This is a genomic window from Marinihelvus fidelis, assembly GCF_008725655.1.
In the GTDB taxonomy this organism is placed as follows: domain Bacteria; phylum Pseudomonadota; class Gammaproteobacteria; order Xanthomonadales; family SZUA-36; genus Marinihelvus; species Marinihelvus fidelis.
On sequence record NZ_VYXP01000002.1, the window covers coordinates 126,168 to 144,651 of the forward strand.

Below are 18,484 nucleotides of genomic sequence, written 5' to 3' on the forward strand. Positions count from 1 at the left end.
TCGATAACGGTGTGCGGAGGAACATTCCCGTGAATATTGGACAGGCGGCAGACGCGACCGGTGTATCGGCAAAGCGCATCAGGTACTACGAGCAGATCGGTTTGCTCGGTAAGACAACACGTAGTGAATCCGGCTACCGGGTCTTCGACCAGGAAGCCCTGCACACCTTGCGATTTATCAGGCGAGCGCGCCGGCTTGGTTTTTCCGTCCCGAAGATCTCGGCACTGTTGGAACTATGGCAGGACCAGGGCCGTAGCAGCGCAGACGTTAAACGTCTCGTCGAGACACACCTTGATGAACTGCGGGAAAAGATCGGCGATCTCCAGTCGATGGTTGATACCCTCCAACACCTGGCCGATCGTTGCGACGGCGACGCTCGCCCCGACTGTCCGATTTTGCACGGCCTCGAAAGGAGCGCCACATGAATACCGTCTATACCTGCCCGATGCACCCGGAAGTTGTCAGCAACGAGCCCGGTAGTTGCCCCATCTGCGGCATGGGACTTGAACCCACTGTTGCAAGCAAGGAAGAAGATACCGCCGAACTCGATGACATGACGCGCCGCTTCTGGATCTGCGCCGCGCTGACGCTGCCACTGTTTGTGTACGCAATGGCGGAAATGATCCCTGGGCAGCCGTTGGAGCACCTGGTGCCGATTGCATGGCGTCAATGGATTCAGCTGGCACTGGCAACACCCGTGGTGCTGTGGGGCGGCTGGCCGTTTTTTGTACGTGGCTGGAATTCCATCCGGACACTTAATCTCAACATGTTCACCCTGATCGCGCTGGGCGTCGGCGTGGCATTTGTCTATTCGCTGGTTGCTACGACATTTCCCGGCGCCTTCCCTGAAGCCTTCCGAAATGACCTTGGCGAAGTGGCGCTCTACTACGAGGCGGCGGCTGTGATCACGACGCTCGTGCTGCTCGGCCAGGTGCTCGAACTGAAGGCGCGGAGCCGGACATCGGGCGCCATTCGCGCATTGCTGGAACTGGCGCCGCCGACCGCAAGACGAATTGCCAACGACGGCAGCGAGGAAGAAGTGTCACTGGACGACCTCGCTCCCGGCGATCGGCTACGCGTAAAACCTGGCGAGAAGATCCCGGTCGACGGCGAAGTCATCGAGGGGCGCAGTGCCGTCGACGAGTCCATGATCAGCGGCGAACCCATACCGGTTGAAAAAATCGTCGGCGACGGCGTCGTTGGCGGCACCGTCAACGGCACCGGCAGCCTGGTGATGAAAGTGACGCAAGTCGGTGACGACACCCTGCTGTCACAGATCGTGCGCATGGTTGCCGAAGCACAGCGCAGCCGCGCCCCGATCCAGAAGCTGGTTGACCTGGTCGCGGCGTGGTTCGTGCCGGCCGTAATCCTGGCGGCTATCCTGACCTTTATCGCCTGGTCGGTTTGGGGGCCCGCGCCCGCCATGGCTTATGCCATCGTCAACGCCGTTGCCGTGCTGATCATCGCCTGCCCCTGCGCGCTCGGCCTCGCCACGCCCATGTCGATCATGGTCGGCACCGGCAAGGGCGCCCAGCACGGCATTCTGATCAAGAACGCCGAAGCCCTGGAGACCTTTGAAAGGGTTGATACCGTTGTCGTCGACAAGACCGGCACGCTGACCGAGGGCCGCCCCGACCTGGTCATGATCAAGGCCATGGGCGAGCACAACGACGAGTCGCTGCTGGCACTGGTTGCCGCCGTGGAGAAAGCCAGCGAGCATCCGTTGGCCCAGGCCATCGTCGCAGCGGCCGAGAAGCGCTCAATCAATGTGCCCTCGGCGACGGGCTTCGAATCGACGACGGGCGAAGGTGTAAGCGCGCGTGTCGGAGATTCGGATGTCGCCATTGGCAATGCCAAACTCATGAATCACCTGGACGACCATGACACGTCGCTGGCGAAAGCTGCCGAACAGCACCGTGCTGAAGGCCAGACCGTCATGTTCGTGGCAGTCGACGGCAGGCCGGCCGGAATGATCGGCGTTGCAGACCCGATCAAGGAATCGACACCGGAGGCCATCGGGATGCTGCACGAGGCCGGACTCAAGGTCGTCATGCTGACCGGCGACAGCCAGGGTACGGCCAATGCCGTAGCCCGCAAGATCGGTATCGACGAAGTGCATGCAGATGTATCCCCGGAGGATAAAAAACGCGTCATCACGGATCTGCAGGCGAACGGCGCAATGGTCGCCATGGCCGGAGATGGCATCAACGATGCGCCGGCGCTTGCACAGGCCAATGTTGGAATCGCCATGGGCACGGGCACTGATGTCGCGATGGAAAGCGCAGGCGTTACCCTGGTGCGCGGCGACCTGCTCGGCGTTGCCAGGGCACGCGAGTTGAGTCAACAAACGATGCGCAACATCCGCCAGAACCTGTTCTTCGCATTTGCCTACAACGCGATAGGCATTCCGATCGCGGCCGGCGTGCTGTACCCGGTATTCGGACTGCTGTTAAGCCCCATGATCGCGGCCGCCGCGATGAGCCTGAGTTCGGTGTCGGTGATTGGCAACGCGCTCAGGCTGCGCCGTCAGAAACTCTGATGTTGCTGTCGCGTGAACGGCGAAACACCTGGCTTCACGGGTATTACCGTTCAATTGTCCAAATCATGGCCGGGATGTATTCTAAACAGACATGAAGTACCTGCTCGCCATATTCATGCTGTTGTATGCCCTGCAACCCGTGCCGTTGCAGGCGTGCGATATGGATATGGACAAGGCCCAGGACAACACGCATCACTCGACGATGCTCGATAGTGACTCGCCTGATTGCTGCGATTCAGAAGATTCAATGTCGGGCGATTGCATGGATGCGGCAACATGCGGTAGTTGCCCGATCGGGTTGACGTTATTCGCGACAAAGCCTGTTCGCCTAATATTGACGTCCTCCAGGCATCTTGAGGTCCTGGAGTCTTCCAGGCTTACTGCAATCCATAGCCATCCCCCATTTCGTCCACCCATCGCCTGACCAACTCTTTCAGCCCCGCGATAGCCGGCGGCTGACACTTCACTATTTCGTGAACACGCTGGAAAGCGTGACCTGTTTTATTACAGGAGTTGATTATGCGTTGCATCCACAAGTTTTTCCGTTTTACAAAAATGTCCGGGCTGATGATGGCCCTGATTGTCACGCTGCTGTCCACAGGGGCAGGAGCCGAATCGCTGTCACTGGCCGAAGCCGAGTCACTGGCCGTGCTCCAGGACCCTTCCGTGGAGTCGGTAAGATCACGACAGGCGGCGCTCAACGAGCTTGAAGTCGCTGCCGGCCAATTTCCCGATCCGCAATTGAAATTCGGCATGATGTCCGTGCCCACGGACACTTTTGACCTGGACCAGGAGGCCATGACCCAGATGCAGGTGGGGGTGATACAGCGGTTTCCCAGGGGGCAATCCAGGGAATTGCGCGCCGCGCAGCTGAATGAGCGCTCGAAAGCGCTGGGCGACACGGCACAGGACCTGCTGCTTCGGGTCCGGCTGGCGGTACGTGAGAATTACCTCGAAGTTCTGAAGCAAGTGCACCTGGCGGCCATCAACGCAGACGCCGTGGCGGCATTTTCCGATCTGGCAGACATCACCCAGGATTTTTACGCAACGGGCCGGGTTCAGCAGCAGGATGTTCTTCGCGCCGCAGTTGAACTGGCCAGGGTGCAAGAGCGCTCGGTGCGCATTACCGAGGAAGAGCAACAGGCCCGGGGGCGCCTGGCGGCCTGGATTGGCGATGACGCGTGGCGGGACATCAGCCCTGAATGGCCGGTTATTCACGAACCCGGTGCACTACAGGAGACGAAAAAGGGTTTAACCGACCACCCCCGGATTCGCGCGCTGCACCAGGAGGTGATTGCCGCCGAAAAAGGCATTGAGCTCGCCGAGCAGAACTACAAACCGGAATTTGCCGTTGACCTGACTTATGGCGGTCGTGCCGGTGAAAACCCGGATGGCAGCCATCGGGCTGATTTGCTCAGCCTGATGGTGCGAATGGACCTGCCCCTGTTTACGGGTAACCGCCAGGACCGGGTCGTACAGGCGAGCATCGCGAACTCTTCGGCAGCGGCCTTTAACCGCGATGACGCCTATCGGCGCATGTCCAGCGAGGCGGAGGTTCATCATGCCACCTGGCAGCGCCAGCAGGAGCGACTGGACCTGTACGAAGCGTCGCTGTTGCCGGATGCCGACTTCAACGCCCAGGCAACCTTCGATGCCTACCAGGCCGCCCTGGAAGACCTGACAACACTGATGCGCGCGCGCATCACGGAATTCGACCTGCAGCTGGAGCATGCGCGGCTGAAAGCCGAATCGTTCAAATCCCAGGCACGCCTGCTGTACCTGGAGGGGGCATCATCATGAAAAATCTTATTGGATTCACCCTGGTAGGCGGGTTGTTTGTCCTGGCGGGCTTCTACCTGGGTTCTGCCGCCACCGACAAGCCTGACGAAAGTGCTGATGAGCCCCGGGAGCAGGCGCGCAAGGTCGAGTACTGGGTGGCGCCCATGGACCCCAATTTCCGCCGTGATGAGCCGGGCAAGTCGCCGATGGGCATGGACCTGGTTCCGGTGTATGCGGACGAGGCGTCATCGGCTGGCGGCGTCACCATCAGCCCGGCGCTGGAAAACAACCTGGGTGTGCAAACCGCACTGGCCGAGGTGCGTCCATTGTGGCGGCGTATCGAGGCCACCGGGTATGTCGGGCTGGACGAAACCCGGATCAGTCACATCAATATCCGCACGCAGGGCTGGATCGAGCGATTGTTCGTGAATGCAGAAGGCACGCGCGTGAGCAAGGGCGACCTCCTGTTTGAGCTGTACTCGCCCGAGCTGGTCAATGCCCAGAAAGAATACCTGCAGGCGCTAAGGCGCGGTGATACCCGCCTGTTGCAGGGCGCGGACGGAAAACTTCGCGCATTGGGGATGATCCCCTCTGAGATTGATGTCCTGAAAGCATCCGGAACGGCGTCCGAACGAATCAAGATCGTGGCACCGCGTGATGGCGTCGTCACTGAACTGCTGGCCCGCGAAGGCATGTATATCCAGCCCAACACCACGGTGATGAGCCTGGCCGACCTTGGCAGTGTCTGGCTACAGGCCGAAGTGTTCGAATCGCAGGTCGAATGGGTCGCCGAGGGGCAAGCGGCAGAAGCCACCCTGGAGTACATGCCCGGCGCCGTGTTCAGTGGTGAGGTTGAGTACGTCTACCCGGTTCTGGATGCCGAAACGCGAACGCTGCGGGTGCGGCTACGCTTCGATAATCACGGCGAAAAACTCAAGCCCAACATGTATGCGCGGGTATCGATTTTCGGTCGATTACAGCCCCGGGCACTGAGCATCCCCCGCCAGGCCCTGATCCGTGGGGCCGACCGCGACCGCGTCGTGGTCGCCCTCGGCGAGGGCCGGTTCACGGTTCATGAAGTGCTCACGGGCATGGAAAGCGGTGACTGGGTAGAGATCCTTGCGGGAATCGACGCCGGCGACCGGGTGGTGACATCGGCCCAGTTCCTGATCGATTCCGAAGCCAGCCTTGTGGGCAGCATCATCCGCCTGGGGCACGTTGAGGATACGCCTGCCAACGACGAACCGGTCAAAGCGTTCGGCAACGGCTGGATCGAAGAGATCAAGGCGGCTGAGGGGCGCATGCGGATATCTCATGGCCCCATCGATGCGCTGGGCTGGCCGGCGATGAACATGGAGTTCGGCGTCGACCCCGCGGTTGACCTGGCGAACCTGGAAGTGGGCCAGGATATCCGCTTTCAGATAGAGCAGATTTCCTCCGGTCGGTTCGTCATCACCGCCGCCAACCTGAGGGACAACAGCGAGCCTTCAACCAATGGAGATCACGACCATGATTGAGGGCATCATTCGCTGGTCCATTGGCAACCGCTTCCTGGTAATTCTGCTCAGCCTGATCACGGCCGCCTGGGGCATTTATGTCCTGCGCAATACGCCGGTCGATGCGCTCCCAGACCTGTCCGATGTGCAAGTCATCGTCAAGACCTCGTACCCCGGCCAGGCGCCACAGGTGGTCGAGGACCAGGTCACCTACCCGTTGACCACGGCGATGCTGTCCGTCCCAGGTGCAGAAACGGTTCGCGGCTACTCATTTTTCGGCGATTCCTATGTCTATGTCATCTTCGAAGACGGCACGGACCTTTACTGGGCGCGTTCCCGCGTCCTGGAATACCTGAACCAGGTCACGGGCCAACTCCCCGCCGAGGCAAAACCCGCGCTCGGGCCGGATGCGACCGGCGTCGGCTGGGTCTACGAATATGCCCTGCAGGACCGCAGCGGAAACCACAACCTGGCTGACCTGCGTTCCATCCAGGATTGGTTCCTGAAGTATGAATTGCAGACCGTTCCAGGCGTGGCGGAAGTCGCCACCATTGGCGGCATGGTGCGCCAGTACCAGGTAGTCGTGAACCCGGATGCATTACGCGCCTACGGGCTGCCCCTGGCCAAGATCCGCAACGCCATCCAGGCGGGTAACCGCGAAGTGGGCGGCTCGGTCATTGAAATGGGCGAAGCGGAGTACATGATCCGCGCCACGGGCTATCTGCAATCCGTCGAGGACCTGGCCGAAATACCGCTGGGCATGAATGCGACCGGCACCCCGGTCCGGCTGGCCGACGTTGCCGAGATCCGCCTCGGGCCGCAGATGCGGCGCGGCATCGCCGAACTCAATGGCGAAGGTGAAGTGGTCGGCGGCGTGATTATCATGCGTTTTGGCGAGAATGCGCTGGCGACCATCGAAGCCGTCAAGCAACGGCTTGAAGAACTGAAAGCCAGCCTTCCCGAAGGCGTCGAAATTGTCGAAACCTATGACCGCTCGTCACTGATCCTGGGTGCGGTGGAAACGCTGCAGGAAAAACTGCTGGAGGAGTTCATCGTTGTCGTGCTCGTGTGCATGATTTTCCTGTTCCATGTGCGCTCCTCCCTGGTCGTCATCCTGTCGTTGCCGCTGGGCATCCTGGCAGCCTTCATTGTCATGGACGCACAAGGCCTGAACGCCAACATCATGTCCCTGGGCGGCATCGCCATCGCCATCGGTGCGATGGTCGACGCGGCGATCGTCATGGTCGAGACGGTCCACAAGAAAATGGAACACGAGGACTATGACACGAAGAACCATTGGCAGACGGTGACCGAGGCCGCAGTGGAGGTCGGGCCACCTCTGTTCTTCTCGCTGTTGATCATCACCCTGAGTTTTCTGCCTGTATTTACCCTGCAGGCACAGGAAGGCCGGCTGTTTTCGCCGCTGGCATTCACCAAGACCTACGCGATGGCCGCGGCCGCCGGCTTGTCGATCACCCTGGTTCCGGTGCTGATGGGCTATTTCATTCGCGGGAAAATTGTTCCCGAACACAAAAACCCGGTGAATCGTGCGCTGATCTGGCTGTACCGTCCCCTGATCCGCCAGGTCACACTGCACCCGTGGAGAATCATGGTGATTGCAGGGGCGCTGGTCATCGCTGGTTTCTGGCCGCTCAAGCATATCGGCTCCGAGTTCATGCCCGACCTGAACGAGGGTGACCTGATGTATATGCCGACCACCTTTCCGGGCATTTCGATCGGCAAGGCCCAGCAGCTGTTGCAGCAGACCGACAAGCTGATCATGTCGGTACCAGAAGTGAAACGCGTATTCGGCAAGGTCGGGCGGGCAGAAACCGCCACCGACCCGGCGCCGCTGAGCATGATTGAAACCGTGGTTCAGCTGAAACCGGAATCGGAATGGCGGCCGGGTGTCACCATTGACGACATCAAGGCTGAACTGAACCAGCGGCTGAAGATTCCGGGATTGACCAATGCCTGGGTTTACCCGATCAAGACCCGGATCGACATGCTGGCCACCGGCATCAAGACGCCGCTGGGCATCAAGGTCGCCGGCCCCGACCTGGGCGTTATCCAGCAAATTGGCGAGCAGATTGAAGATCTGCTCAGGGACCTGCCTGGTACGGCTTCAGTATTTTCAGAGCGGGTTGCCGGTGGGCGCTACGTGACCGTGGACATACTGCGTGAACAGGCTTCGCGCTATGGACTCAATATCGATGATGTCCAGGCCGTGGTGACGACCGCCATCGGTGGAATGAACGTCACCGAGACGGTCGAAGGCCTGGAACGATACCCCGTTAATCTTCGCTACCCGCGTGAAACCCGGGATTCACTGCAAAAACTACGTGACCTGGCCGTAGTCACTCCTACCGGACAGCAGATCCCGCTGTCTGCGGTGGCCGAGCTCCGGATCGAAGATGGTCCGCCGATGATCAAGAGCGAGAATGCGCGGCTGAACGGCTGGGTATTCGTTGATATCGATGGTGTTGACCTCGGCTCTTACGTCCAGTCGGCGAAAGATGTCGTCACCGACGGACTGGAACTGCCTGCCGGTTATTCACTGCAGTGGTCTGGACAATACGAGTACATGGAGCGGGCCCGGGAACGCCTGTTTATCGTCGTGCCGTTCACCCTCGTCGTTATCATGCTGCTGTTGTTTCTGAACTTCCGCAACCTGACCGAGGTGCTCATCATCCTGGGAACGCTGCCAACCGCGCTGGTCGGCGGAATCTGGCTGCTGTACCTGCTTGACTACAACCTGTCGGTCGCCGTCGGAGTCGGATTTATCGCGCTGGCCGGCGTTGCCGTCGAGATCGGCGTCGTCATGCTGGTCTACCTAAAACAGGCACTGGCCCGCGTGTATCACACGGCTGATGCCGAAGACCGGCCTATAACGCGGCAGGATTTCAACACAGCAGTCGTCGAAGGCGCACTCATGCGCGTACGCCCCATCATGATGACCGTGGCGGCCATCATCGCGGGCCTGCTGCCCATCATGCTGGGCAGCGGCACCGGCTCCGAGGTGATGCGCCGGATCGCCGCGCCCATGGTCGGCGGCATGATCAGCGCGACCCTGCTGACGCTGGCGGTCATCCCCGCCGCGTTTTTGATATGGCAAACTATGACCTTGAACATGCAGCACCGACAAACACCCCAGGACGGCAACTCCACATGAGCGAAGCTGATTTTGACCTCGATTCGGCTGAGAAACGCCGCACGCTGTGGATAGTCCTGTGGCTCAACGTTGCCATTGCGCTCGGCTTCTTCGCAACAGGCTATTTCGGTGATTCCAACGCGCTGATCGCCAATGGGCTCGACAACACGTCCGATGCAGTGGTCTACGGCCTGAGCTTACTGGCCCTGGCCCGCTCGCGATCTTGGAAACGCGGTGCGGCACGCTTCTCCAGCATCATGCTGCTACTTTTTGCCGCAGGCGTGGTTTTCGATGCATTCCGACGCTTTGTTGAAGGATCGGAGCCGGTGGGCGCCATTATGATGACGATGGCGGCCATTGCAGCGGTCGTAAACCTGCTATCGCTCTATATGCTCAAAAGCCTGAAGAGCAGCGATGTGAATCTCCGGGCTGCGACAACGTTCAGCTTCAATGACTTTATCTCCAATGGCGGGATCATCGTGGCGGGGGTTATCGTCCTGCTGACCGGAGCGAATTGGCCGGACCTCGTCGTCGGCGGCGCGGTGGCTTGCATCGCGCTGTATGGAGCCATCGAAATTTGGCGCGATGCTCACATGGACAAGCACGAAGAGACGGGAACCGAGCACCGCAAAGGCGACGGTTTCGGTCGCTGATCGTTCGCAGCACCAAAAAATGCAACTCTTGAAGTTGATACCCAGGGTGGTCCCTGGCGGGTGTGACGGGCCAGTAGCTGCCGATTGCTAGATGACCCGTCACGACCTTGTCATTCGTCGCTTCGCGCGGACGCCCGGGCGCGCGTTTCCATCCACTCGTAGATCACCGGCAGCAGCACCAGCGTCAGCAATGTCGAGGTAATTAATCCACCCACCACGACGGATGCCAGCGGTCGCTGCGTTTCGGCACCGACGCCGCTGGAGAGCAACATGGGCACCAGGCCAAGGATGGCTACGCTCGCCGTCATCAGTACGGGACGTAAACGCATTTCCGCACCGTGGCGCACGGCCTCCTCGATTGATTGCCCCTTCTCCCGCAACTCGTTGATGAAACTGACAAGCACGATGCCATTGAGCATGGCGACACCAAACACGGCGATAAAGCCGATGGCCGATGGCACGGAGACATATTGTCCGGTCACGAACAATGCCAGCAGGCCGCCGATTGTCGCGAACGGAACATTGGCGATGATCAGCGTGGCGTACTTGACCGAGTTGAACGCGGTGTAGAGCAACACAAAAATGAAGAAGATGGTCAGCGGCACAATGACGGACAATCGCGCCAGTGCGCGTTGCTGGTTCTCAAACGCGCCACCCCACTCGATCCAGTACCCCGGCGGCAATTCAAGCTGGGACTCGATCGCGGCGTTGGCGTCCTGCACGAACCCGTCGACATCCCTGCCGCGCACATCCATCTGGATGACGGCATAGCGCTGCAGTTGCTCGCGCCGCACGAAAGAGTAGCCCTCCGCCACCGTCACATCCGCCACGGCTGACAGAGGCACAATGGCACCACCGCTGGTTTTGAGCGGAATACGCTGAATCGACTGCACTGATGCCTTTGATTCGTCGTCCAGGCGCGCCGTGATATCAAAACGCCGCACGCCATCGATCAGGGTCGACACCGGCTCGTTGCCAATCCCGGTACGCACCACGGACAGCACGTCATCCGCGTTCAGGCCGTAGCGTGCCAGTTGGTCACGCCTGACCTGGATGCGAATCTGCGGCTTGCCGACATTCGCCTCCAGCGAGAGGTCGGCGACACCACCAACGCCGGCGATGACGTCCTTGACCTGCGCACTTAAGCGATCCAGTTCCGCCAGGTCCTCACCATAAATCTTGGCCGCAAGCGTGGCGCGTACGCCGGAAATCAACTCCTCGACACGCATCTGGATCGGCTGGGTGAATGCCACGACGGCGGTCGGGACCACCACCTCAAGCTCTTCCTGCATGGCATCGGCCAATTCGCCAATGTCACGACCGCCAGTCCATTCGTCCTGTGGCTTGAGCTCGGTGTAGATCTCCATGTAGTTGACGTCGGCGGTCTCGCCCTTCTCGGCGCGACCGATCATGGCCACCGTCGTTTCCACTTCCTGGAACCCGGACAGCGCGTTTTCGATGTCCTTGGAGATTTCGATTGACTGATCTAGAGAAGCCGACGGAATCGAGGTCACGCGCCACATGATTGATCCTTCCTGCAGTTGCGGCATGAACTCCTTGCCGAGGAAAGGAAACAACGCCAGGCTGAAGACCAACAGGCCTACGGCACTGCTGACGACCACCTTTTTGTGATCCAGCGACCAGGCCAACAGCGGCAGGTAACGCTTCTTAATGACGCGAACCAGCCAGGTGTCGCGCTCCTCCTTTGGTTTGAGGATGAGCGCGGCCAGCACCGGGATCAGCGTCAACGTCAATACCAGGGAGCCCGCCATCGCGTAACTGATATTGAACGCCATCGGCTTGAAGAGCTTGCCTTCGAGGCCTTCCAGCGCGAACAGCGGCAGAAACACGACGATGATGATCATGATGGCGAACGCAATTGGGCTGGCCACTTCCCGCGCGGCCGTAAGCACGGCGGCGCTGCGGTTGACGGACTCACCCGACGCCTTGCGCTCAGCCATGATGCGAAAGGCGTTCTCCACCATCACCACGGCGCCATCGACCATCATGCCGATGCCGACGGCCAGCCCCGCAAGCGACATCAGGTTCGCCGACAGCCCCACCTGGGCCATGAAGATGAACGCGATCAACATCGCCAGCGGCAAGGCGGCAATAACCACCACCGCCGAACGGAATTCGCCGAGGAACAGGAACAGCACGATGGCCACCAGGATCGACCCTTCTATAAGGGCCCTGACCGCCGTACCGACGGCTTCGTCAACCAGGTCGGTGCGATCATAAACCGGCCGCAAGGTAACGCCATCGGGCAACGACTCGTTGACGATATCGACCTTGCCCTTCACCGCATCAACCACGTTCGCTGCATTTTCCCCGATGCGGGAAAGCGCCATCCCGAGCACGACTTCCTTGCCGTCACGCGTGACTGCCCCGAAACGCAATGCGCCATCCTGCCTGATCTGGGCAATATCGCGCAGGTAGACCGGCGTACCGTCTTCAACCTTGATGACCATGTCGCCGATGTCCTGCTCGTTGGCGACCAGTCCAAGGCCGCGCACCAGGTACTGTTCGGCGCCGAGGTTCACGTATTGCCCACCCACCTGGCGATTGTTGGCGGCAATCACCTCCATGACTTCGGTAAAGGTCAGGTCATATTTGATCAGGCTTAACGGGTCCATTACGACCTGGTACTGGCGCTCCTGCCCACCCCAGGACATGACATCATCCACACCGGGCGCCGTGCGCAGAATCAGGCGCACGCTCCAGTCCTGCAGCGTGCGCAGGTCCATGTCGGTGATATCACTGTTCAGCTTTTCATCGGCCCGCTCCAGGGTGTACCAGAAGACCTGTCCAAGACCCGAAGTATTCGGCCCCATCTCCGGTGTGCCGTAACCTTCCGGGATACGGTCGCCGACTTCCTGCAGTCGCTCCATGACCAGGCGGCGGGCAAAGTAGATGTCCATGTCGTCTTCAAAGTAAACGGCAACGTATGACAGGCCGAAAAGACTCACGGACCGTATCTGCTGCACCCCGGGCAGGCCCGCCAGGCCGGACTCAATCGGGAACGTCAGTAACTGCTCGACATCCTCTGCGGCAAGACCGGGCGATTCGGTGTAAATGTTCACCTGGGTCGGAGTCACGTCCGGGAAGGCGTCGATCGGCACCGTTACCACGGCGCGCCAACCCAGGAAGGCCACGACGCCGAAAATGATCAGCACCAGGAATTTGTAGCGAAGCGAGGCTTCAACGAGTTTCTCAAGCATCGGAATCCCCTAGTGTGCGTGGCCTTCGCCGAGCGAAGACTTCAGTAACAGTGATTTGAGATGAAATACGCCATCGATCGCGATTTCATCGCCTTCGCCCAGTCCCGCCAGGACCACGGTCCAGTCGCCCACGGTCGGGCCGGTTTCGATTTTTCCCGCATGGAACTCGTGGCCGTTCTCCAGCCTGAAAACAGCAGGAGACCCTTCAATCATCGTTATCGCGGCACTGGGTACGGCGAGCACTGGCGCGCGTGTAGCGGTCACAATTTCGACTTGCACGAACTGGCCAGGGTGAATTTGATCACCGACGTTTTCGACCTCGACACGCAAACCTTGGGTGCGCGTTGTTTCGTCCAGGCTGTGATGGCGCTGTATGACGGTTCCCTCCAGCCAGTTGATGCCGTCAAGGCTTACCCGTGCGGTTGCGCCGTCATCAATATCGGACACTCCGCCAGGTGTCGTTTGCGCTTCCACCCACATCACCGACTCATCCGTGATGTCGACCAGCACCCGGCCGGGTTCTATCAACTCGCCGACGATGAAGTCGTCCTGCAACACGGTGCCTGCCTGCGGCGCCAACATATCGAACGCCCCGGTCGCTTTGCCGGGGTCACCGGACTGGGCCAGTGCCGCCGCCTGTGATTCAGTCATGCCGTAGGCAATGACCTTCGCAAGGGCCTGCTGTTGTGCTACCTGGGCTTCGGTATAGCGGCGTTCGGAGACCGTTTGGCGCCCCAGGCTCTTCACGCGCTGCCATTCGTAATCTGCGACAACCAGCGCGCCCTGCGCCTCGGCCATCTCAACGCTTGAGAGCGTCACCAACACCTGGCCTTCTTCGACCCGTTCGCCAAGCGTGACGTGTCTCGCGACCACCTGCGCCGTGATGCGCGATGTGACGCGTGAAGAACGGTAAGCATTGATAACGACCTCGCCAGGTACGCGAACGGTTTCGCTCAATGCGCGCCGGCCCACCCTGGCCGGCACGATGCCGGCGCCGCGCTGCTCTTCGGCGGTGAGTTCAATGGCACCACCATCTTCCTCGTCATGTTCGTCGTGGTCAGTTTCCTGTGCGTACAGGTTGACAGGCAGTGCCAAGCACAAGCACACCGCCCAAAGTTTCAGGGTATTCATCGGATTGCTCTCCATCATCAGTCGGGGGGTGTTCATTGTTCGAAGCCTCTGCCCAGCCAGGCATCAACCTGTCCTGAGGCCCGCAGCCATTCAAACCAGGCGCGCCACAGCGTTTCACGCAGATCGAGCGCATGTTCCTGGACATTGAGTGTGGCGGTCAGTTGAACCAGGTAATCCGTGGTGCTCAACTCGCCGGCTTCCCACAACCGCTGCAGCTGCTCAGTCTGTCGCGCCAGGCTGGCCTTGCCGGTCTCCTGCCAGGCTTCCCAGGCGCCCTGCGAGAGCTCATAGCGCTCGGCGGCGCTGGTTAGCCGGGCATAGGCGCGTCGCATGACGTCATCGGCCATTTGTTCGGCCTGGTTGCGCTGCGACAGGGCGGCGCTCACCTCGTTGCTGAAGTTGTTACGGATGTACAGGGGGATACTCAGGTTGAGGCCAATCAGGGTCTCGCCATCTTCGTCACCGCCGGCAACACTCAGGGTTGGGTCCGGTCGTTGTTCACGGCGTCGCAGTTCGGCCAACGCAGCGGCAGATTCGACTCTTCGCCGCGCCGTTTGCACCTCCGGCAACTCAAGCACAAGGGTTTCCGGGTTGGCGGCGCTTTCAGGCAATGACGGCAATGCGCCGGGTAGCGTTGGCCACTGGTCGCTGGCGGATGACCGCGGCGTCAGGTTGCGAACCACCTGTCGCGCCTCGGCAAGTTCCGCGGCGGCCGTGGCGCTTTGAATACGTGCATCCGTTGCCGTCAGGCGAGCCAGGTCAAACTCCACCTGGGCAAGATCGCCCGCGTCGTACCGGCGTTGCGCCAGGTCGACGAACCGGTCCATCAGCGCTTCGCGCGACCGTGCCAGTTCAGTACGCTCCTGGTCGGTCTGGTGCTGTGCGAGCCCGTCCAGCAACTCAACGGTGACCGCCCAGCGCACTGCGAGGTATTCCGCCTCGACAACCAGGCGATCGGATTCGGCCACGTCGGTGCGGGCTTCCCGCTTGCCGCCCCAGTCGAACGTCTGGCTAATGCCGAGTGCCCGCGTCCTGTCGGCGGCATTCTCGGCCTCGAAACTCAACTCAGGGTTGTACAGCGGACGCGAAGCCGCATCCCGGTATGCCCCGCTCGCTTCGAGCGCGGACCGGGCGGCCTGTACCCGCGGGTTGGCATCAACCACGGACTGGACAAAGTGAATGAGCGCCGGATCTGCGCTCACGGCGTTGGGTGTGGTGGTTTCAGCCGCGCTGGCCGTCCACGGAACAATTAACAGGGCACCCAGTACCAGGGCGCGCCCACGTTGGCATATATGCATAAATCATCTTCCGGATACAGTCGATCGGCGCGCGCGCCAGCTAAGCGCCGGCGTGCGCGATCCAAACTTGGAAAATGATTAAGCGTTCGGGGGTGGAGTTGGCGGTGCTTGCGCGAAATTCTGGTAGTGCGGCGCGCGACCCGGCGCATGGCCGCTGGCAGCGAATGCGATGCTATTCGCCGCCGCGCGAGTGCCGATACCGGCACAATGACCGTGGCAGCAGTGCTCACAGTTTTCGTTATCCGGCTCCGGATCGCCATCTGGATCAGCCGGTGAGTCGTGCATCACTTCGCTGTGATGGCTGCCTTCAGGGTCGATGGGGTGCCCATCGTTCGCCATATCAGCCGAACTCTCGAAGCCCAGGACGAGCATGGAGAGCACGAGGATTTGGCAGACGAATAGTTTCATGGCGGGCAAAGTATGCCTGATCCTGACGGCGGATGTGAAACCCATGGACAATCCAGGGTCAGGTGAGTTCCGCAATTTCGAAGTGCGGGCAACTCTTGCGGCGACCAGGTCAACCGAATCGGGTTCGGTCGATGGCCGCCACAATCTCCCGCGTTGTCGGCACACCACCATCGCTGGCATATAGCCGACAACTACACGCGCTGCCACGCTCCGCACCAATGATGTCCTCACCGTTGATGAGAATCGTCGGTGAACCCCAGCGCTTGATGTCATCCGGCGTATCGGGGGCCATCAGGTCCACTTCCTCGAAGTGCGCCTGGATACCCGGTTCGATTCGGTCAATGGCGGCGAGTACGTTGTCCCGGGCTTTTGGCGCCAAAGGGCAGCCATCGAAATAGAGGAATGAGACGGTAAGCTCTGGCGTCATCACGGTCATTCAATCGAGCACGGAAGTTGGAAAGCCGACATTCGTCGATGCGGCACTGATTTCATCAGCGCTGACAATGGCAGGGTTGTACTCCACCGTGGCGGACTCTGATTCAAGGTCCACCTTGACGGAAACCACACCTTCCAGCTTGTTCATCGCCGCTTTGACGGTAATGGGACACGTCGCGCACGTCATGTTTTCGACCGCGAACGCCTGGGTGGTTGTTGCAGCATCTGACACCTTATTATCCTGCCCTGCGTTAACGGTGCTGAAAAGCAACATACTGGCAGCCAACAGAGTCATTGCCATCCCGGTGAATAAAGAAAATCTGCGAAAAATGTTCATGACTTCTCCTAGTAAAAATACGGCGCCCAAATATTGACCGTCAGTGAAATGATTACCAGGCAGGCTGCAGCCCAAAGTGTAATCTTCACCAGTCGGTCCCGTACCGGTGTGCGGCATTCTTCCTCACATTCATCAGTCGCCTTTCCGTAAACCAGCCAGAATCCTGCGACCAGGAAACCACCGGTAAACAAGGCAATGAGGAACTTGTAAGGCTCGAGCACCTTGAGGGTTCCGATCCACGCGCCTGAAATTCCGAGCGAAACGAGCACCAGAGGCAAAACGCAACAGCTCGAAGCGAGCAGTGCTCCCGCCACACTTGCAAACGCCGTGGCCTGCCTGGATTGTTTCGATCTATCCACCATTGCGTTCTCCAGTTTCAGCGGCTGGACTACTAACCGATTTGTTGCCAAACCCGTCACAGGTCGATAAGTTTAATACCTGTAGCAACTACAGGTTCAAGGCATCATTTCAACCATGGCAGCTGAAACAATAACGCGCGGAAAACTGGCAAGCATGACCGACGTCAACCCCGAGACGATCAGGTACTACGAAACACAGGGACTGATGCCCGCTCCGCCCCGGTCAGGTGGCGGCCACAGACTCTATGGCCAGTCGCATGTAAAGCGTCTTTCATTTATCCGCAGATGCCGTGAACTGGGCTTCAACCTGGATGAAATTCGCGGCCTGCTGGAACTGGTGGATGGCGGAGCCTATACCTGCAGCGAGGTCCTGGACCAGACAAGGGACCATATTGCCGATATACGATCGAAGATTCGCGATCTGCGGAGGATGGAACGATCGCTATTGGATATGGCCAGCCAGTGTTCAGGCAAGGATGTACCGGACTGCCCGATCGTCGAAAAACTATGGAATGCCTAGGAAGAGTGGTGGGCACGGCTGGCATACGGTTCAGTTTTCGAATGCCCATAGTATCAATGCCTGGGTTAATGATCCGTTCCACTACCACTAATGGGCAGATTCCGGCTGTATCACGACTCTAATCTGCCCTCAACCAGACCACAGTTTGCAGCATTGTGTGCTTAACGATTGCTTGGGCAGTTTAAAGCTGCAATGAGGTAAGTGATGCACAACGTCGATACAGACCAGTGGAGACAAGCTTTAACCGTCAATGAACTCAGCCAACGCTGGGGTTGCCATCCGATAACAATCAGACGACTGATTTCTGGCGGTAATCTTCCCGCATTTCGAGTTGGCCGAGAATGGCGCATAAGGGCTAAGGAAGTCGAACGGCACGAGAGTGCCAACAAACCCTTTCACGGTGGCGGCTGACCTAGAGCTCGCGCTTTACTGGGCGAACGAGTACGCGTAGACAACGGCATTCAGATGAACCCGAAGCGCCCAGGTGAGAGACAAGAATGGGCAATTCTTTGGGGCTGTGAACTGGAATTGAGTTCCGCCGAAAGGGCCGTTCTCGTATACCTTGCACACCGATGGAATTATAAACGGAAAATCGCGTTCCCTTCGCTGGACAGAATCGCGCAGGACACCGGATTTCACCGTTCTACAGTGATACGAAGCGTAGCCAAACTCGCCGAAGACGGTTTAATTACAAAAAACCACCCCAAGCAACGTCGAAGGGACACTGGTGGTCAATTCGCAACCGAATACAGTATCAATTTCGACAAGGCACCACAGTCGCATGGTGCAACCACTTATAACAACGACCATGGTCGCATTTGTCAGAACCAAGGTCGCCCAGTGCCGGGACCACAGTCGCATGGTGCGACCCCAACAGGGTATTTAACAGGTAGAGATAATCAACATTCCGATTCCACTGAACCAGTTTCAGAATCAGTCGCACCGAATAGGTATGGCAACAACGATGAAATTGTTGGGCTATTCGATATTGGCGAGCAGGCCATGGGCGAAGGTAACGGGGCTCTGATTTCCAAGCTCATAAGAATTCGGGGTAACGACGTAGCGCGCGAGTTACTCGTCGAGGCAGCGAAATGCCAGGATCACGACAAAGCCCGCATTCGCGTTAAAAGGGAAATTGAGATCAACTGACCTGCCCG

Annotated in this window: 17 protein-coding genes; 10 read left to right on the top strand and 7 right to left on the bottom strand. The window is 59.4% G+C overall.

Annotated elements, in window-relative coordinates; genetic code table 11:
* The first annotated feature begins 29 nt into the window (after positions 1–29).
* From cueR to F3N42_RS02015, 7 genes are all read left to right on the top strand, one after another.
* Positions 30–425, top strand: a complete 396-nt coding sequence (gene cueR / locus F3N42_RS01990) for a Cu(I)-responsive transcriptional regulator (protein ID WP_150862715.1) — start codon at positions 30–32, stop codon at positions 423–425.
* Entirely contained in the window at positions 422–2,539 is a 2,118-nt protein-coding gene (locus tag F3N42_RS01995) for a copper-transporting P-type ATPase (RefSeq protein ID WP_150862716.1), read from the top strand. Before cueR ends, F3N42_RS01995 begins: the two co-directional genes overlap by 4 nt.
* A gap of 91 nt (positions 2,540–2,630) precedes the next feature.
* Positions 2,631–2,963: a hypothetical protein gene (locus F3N42_RS15550; protein WP_191621179.1), complete on the top strand. Its 333-nt coding sequence runs from the start codon at positions 2,631–2,633 to the stop codon at positions 2,961–2,963.
* Positions 2,964–3,106: 143 nt separating this feature from the next.
* Positions 3,107–4,339, top strand: coding sequence for a TolC family protein (locus F3N42_RS02000; protein WP_191621180.1), 1,233 nt, complete (start codon positions 3,107–3,109; stop codon positions 4,337–4,339).
* The gene (locus tag F3N42_RS02005; protein ID WP_150862718.1) at positions 4,336–5,835 is read left to right on the top strand and encodes an efflux RND transporter periplasmic adaptor subunit; all 1,500 of its coding nucleotides are present in this window, start codon (positions 4,336–4,338) and stop codon (positions 5,833–5,835) included. The genes F3N42_RS02000 and F3N42_RS02005 overlap by 4 nt, the downstream gene beginning before the upstream one ends.
* Positions 5,828–8,986, top strand: a complete 3,159-nt coding sequence (locus F3N42_RS02010; protein WP_150862719.1) for an efflux RND transporter permease subunit — start codon at positions 5,828–5,830, stop codon at positions 8,984–8,986. Before F3N42_RS02005 ends, F3N42_RS02010 begins: the two co-directional genes overlap by 8 nt.
* Positions 8,983–9,618, top strand: coding sequence for a cation transporter (locus F3N42_RS02015; RefSeq protein ID WP_150862720.1), 636 nt, complete (start codon positions 8,983–8,985; stop codon positions 9,616–9,618). Before F3N42_RS02010 ends, F3N42_RS02015 begins: the two co-directional genes overlap by 4 nt.
* Positions 9,619–9,728: 110 nt before the next feature.
* On the opposite strand, the gene F3N42_RS02020 is transcribed toward F3N42_RS02015, so the two are convergent.
* The 7 genes from F3N42_RS02020 to F3N42_RS02050 form a co-directional block, all read right to left on the bottom strand.
* Complete coding sequence (locus tag F3N42_RS02020) at positions 9,729–12,839, bottom strand: efflux RND transporter permease subunit (protein WP_150862721.1); 3,111 nt, start codon at positions 12,837–12,839, stop codon at positions 9,729–9,731.
* A gap of 9 nt (positions 12,840–12,848) precedes the next feature.
* Positions 12,849–14,006, bottom strand: coding sequence for an efflux RND transporter periplasmic adaptor subunit (locus F3N42_RS02025; protein ID WP_150862722.1), 1,158 nt, complete (start codon positions 14,004–14,006; stop codon positions 12,849–12,851).
* Positions 14,003–15,172 carry a TolC family protein gene (locus F3N42_RS02030; protein ID WP_191621181.1) on the bottom strand — a complete coding sequence of 390 codons (1,170 nt, stop codon included), beginning with the start codon at positions 15,170–15,172 and terminating at the stop codon, positions 14,003–14,005. Before F3N42_RS02030 ends, F3N42_RS02025 begins: the two co-directional genes overlap by 4 nt.
* A 174-nt stretch (positions 15,173–15,346) precedes the next feature.
* Complete coding sequence (locus F3N42_RS02035) at positions 15,347–15,721, bottom strand: hypothetical protein (protein WP_150862724.1); 375 nt, start codon at positions 15,719–15,721, stop codon at positions 15,347–15,349.
* A gap of 64 nt (positions 15,722–15,785) precedes the next feature.
* Positions 15,786–16,103, bottom strand: a complete 318-nt coding sequence (locus tag F3N42_RS02040; protein ID WP_150862725.1) for a hypothetical protein — start codon at positions 16,101–16,103, stop codon at positions 15,786–15,788.
* 9 nt (positions 16,104–16,112) lie between these two features.
* Positions 16,113–16,448 carry a heavy-metal-associated domain-containing protein gene (locus F3N42_RS02045; RefSeq protein WP_191621182.1) on the bottom strand — a complete coding sequence of 112 codons (336 nt, stop codon included), beginning with the start codon at positions 16,446–16,448 and terminating at the stop codon, positions 16,113–16,115.
* Positions 16,449–16,456: 8 nt separating this feature from the next.
* Entirely contained in the window at positions 16,457–16,810 is a 354-nt protein-coding gene (locus tag F3N42_RS02050) for a mercuric transporter MerT family protein (RefSeq protein WP_150862727.1), read from the bottom strand.
* A 112-nt stretch (positions 16,811–16,922) separates the two neighbouring features.
* Between F3N42_RS02050 and F3N42_RS02055 the strand changes: the two genes are divergently transcribed.
* The 3 genes from F3N42_RS02055 (at position 16,923) to F3N42_RS02065 (ending at position 18,476) form a co-directional block, all read left to right on the top strand.
* Positions 16,923–17,327, top strand: a complete 405-nt coding sequence (locus tag F3N42_RS02055) for a MerR family transcriptional regulator (RefSeq protein WP_150862728.1) — start codon at positions 16,923–16,925, stop codon at positions 17,325–17,327.
* 204 nt (positions 17,328–17,531) lie between these two features.
* Entirely contained in the window at positions 17,532–17,738 is a 207-nt protein-coding gene (locus F3N42_RS15875) for a helix-turn-helix domain-containing protein (protein ID WP_150862729.1), read from the top strand.
* A 54-nt stretch (positions 17,739–17,792) separates the two neighbouring features.
* Positions 17,793–18,476, top strand: coding sequence for a helix-turn-helix domain-containing protein (locus tag F3N42_RS02065; protein ID WP_150862730.1), 684 nt, complete (start codon positions 17,793–17,795; stop codon positions 18,474–18,476).
* The last annotated feature ends 8 nt before the right edge of the window (positions 18,477–18,484 follow it).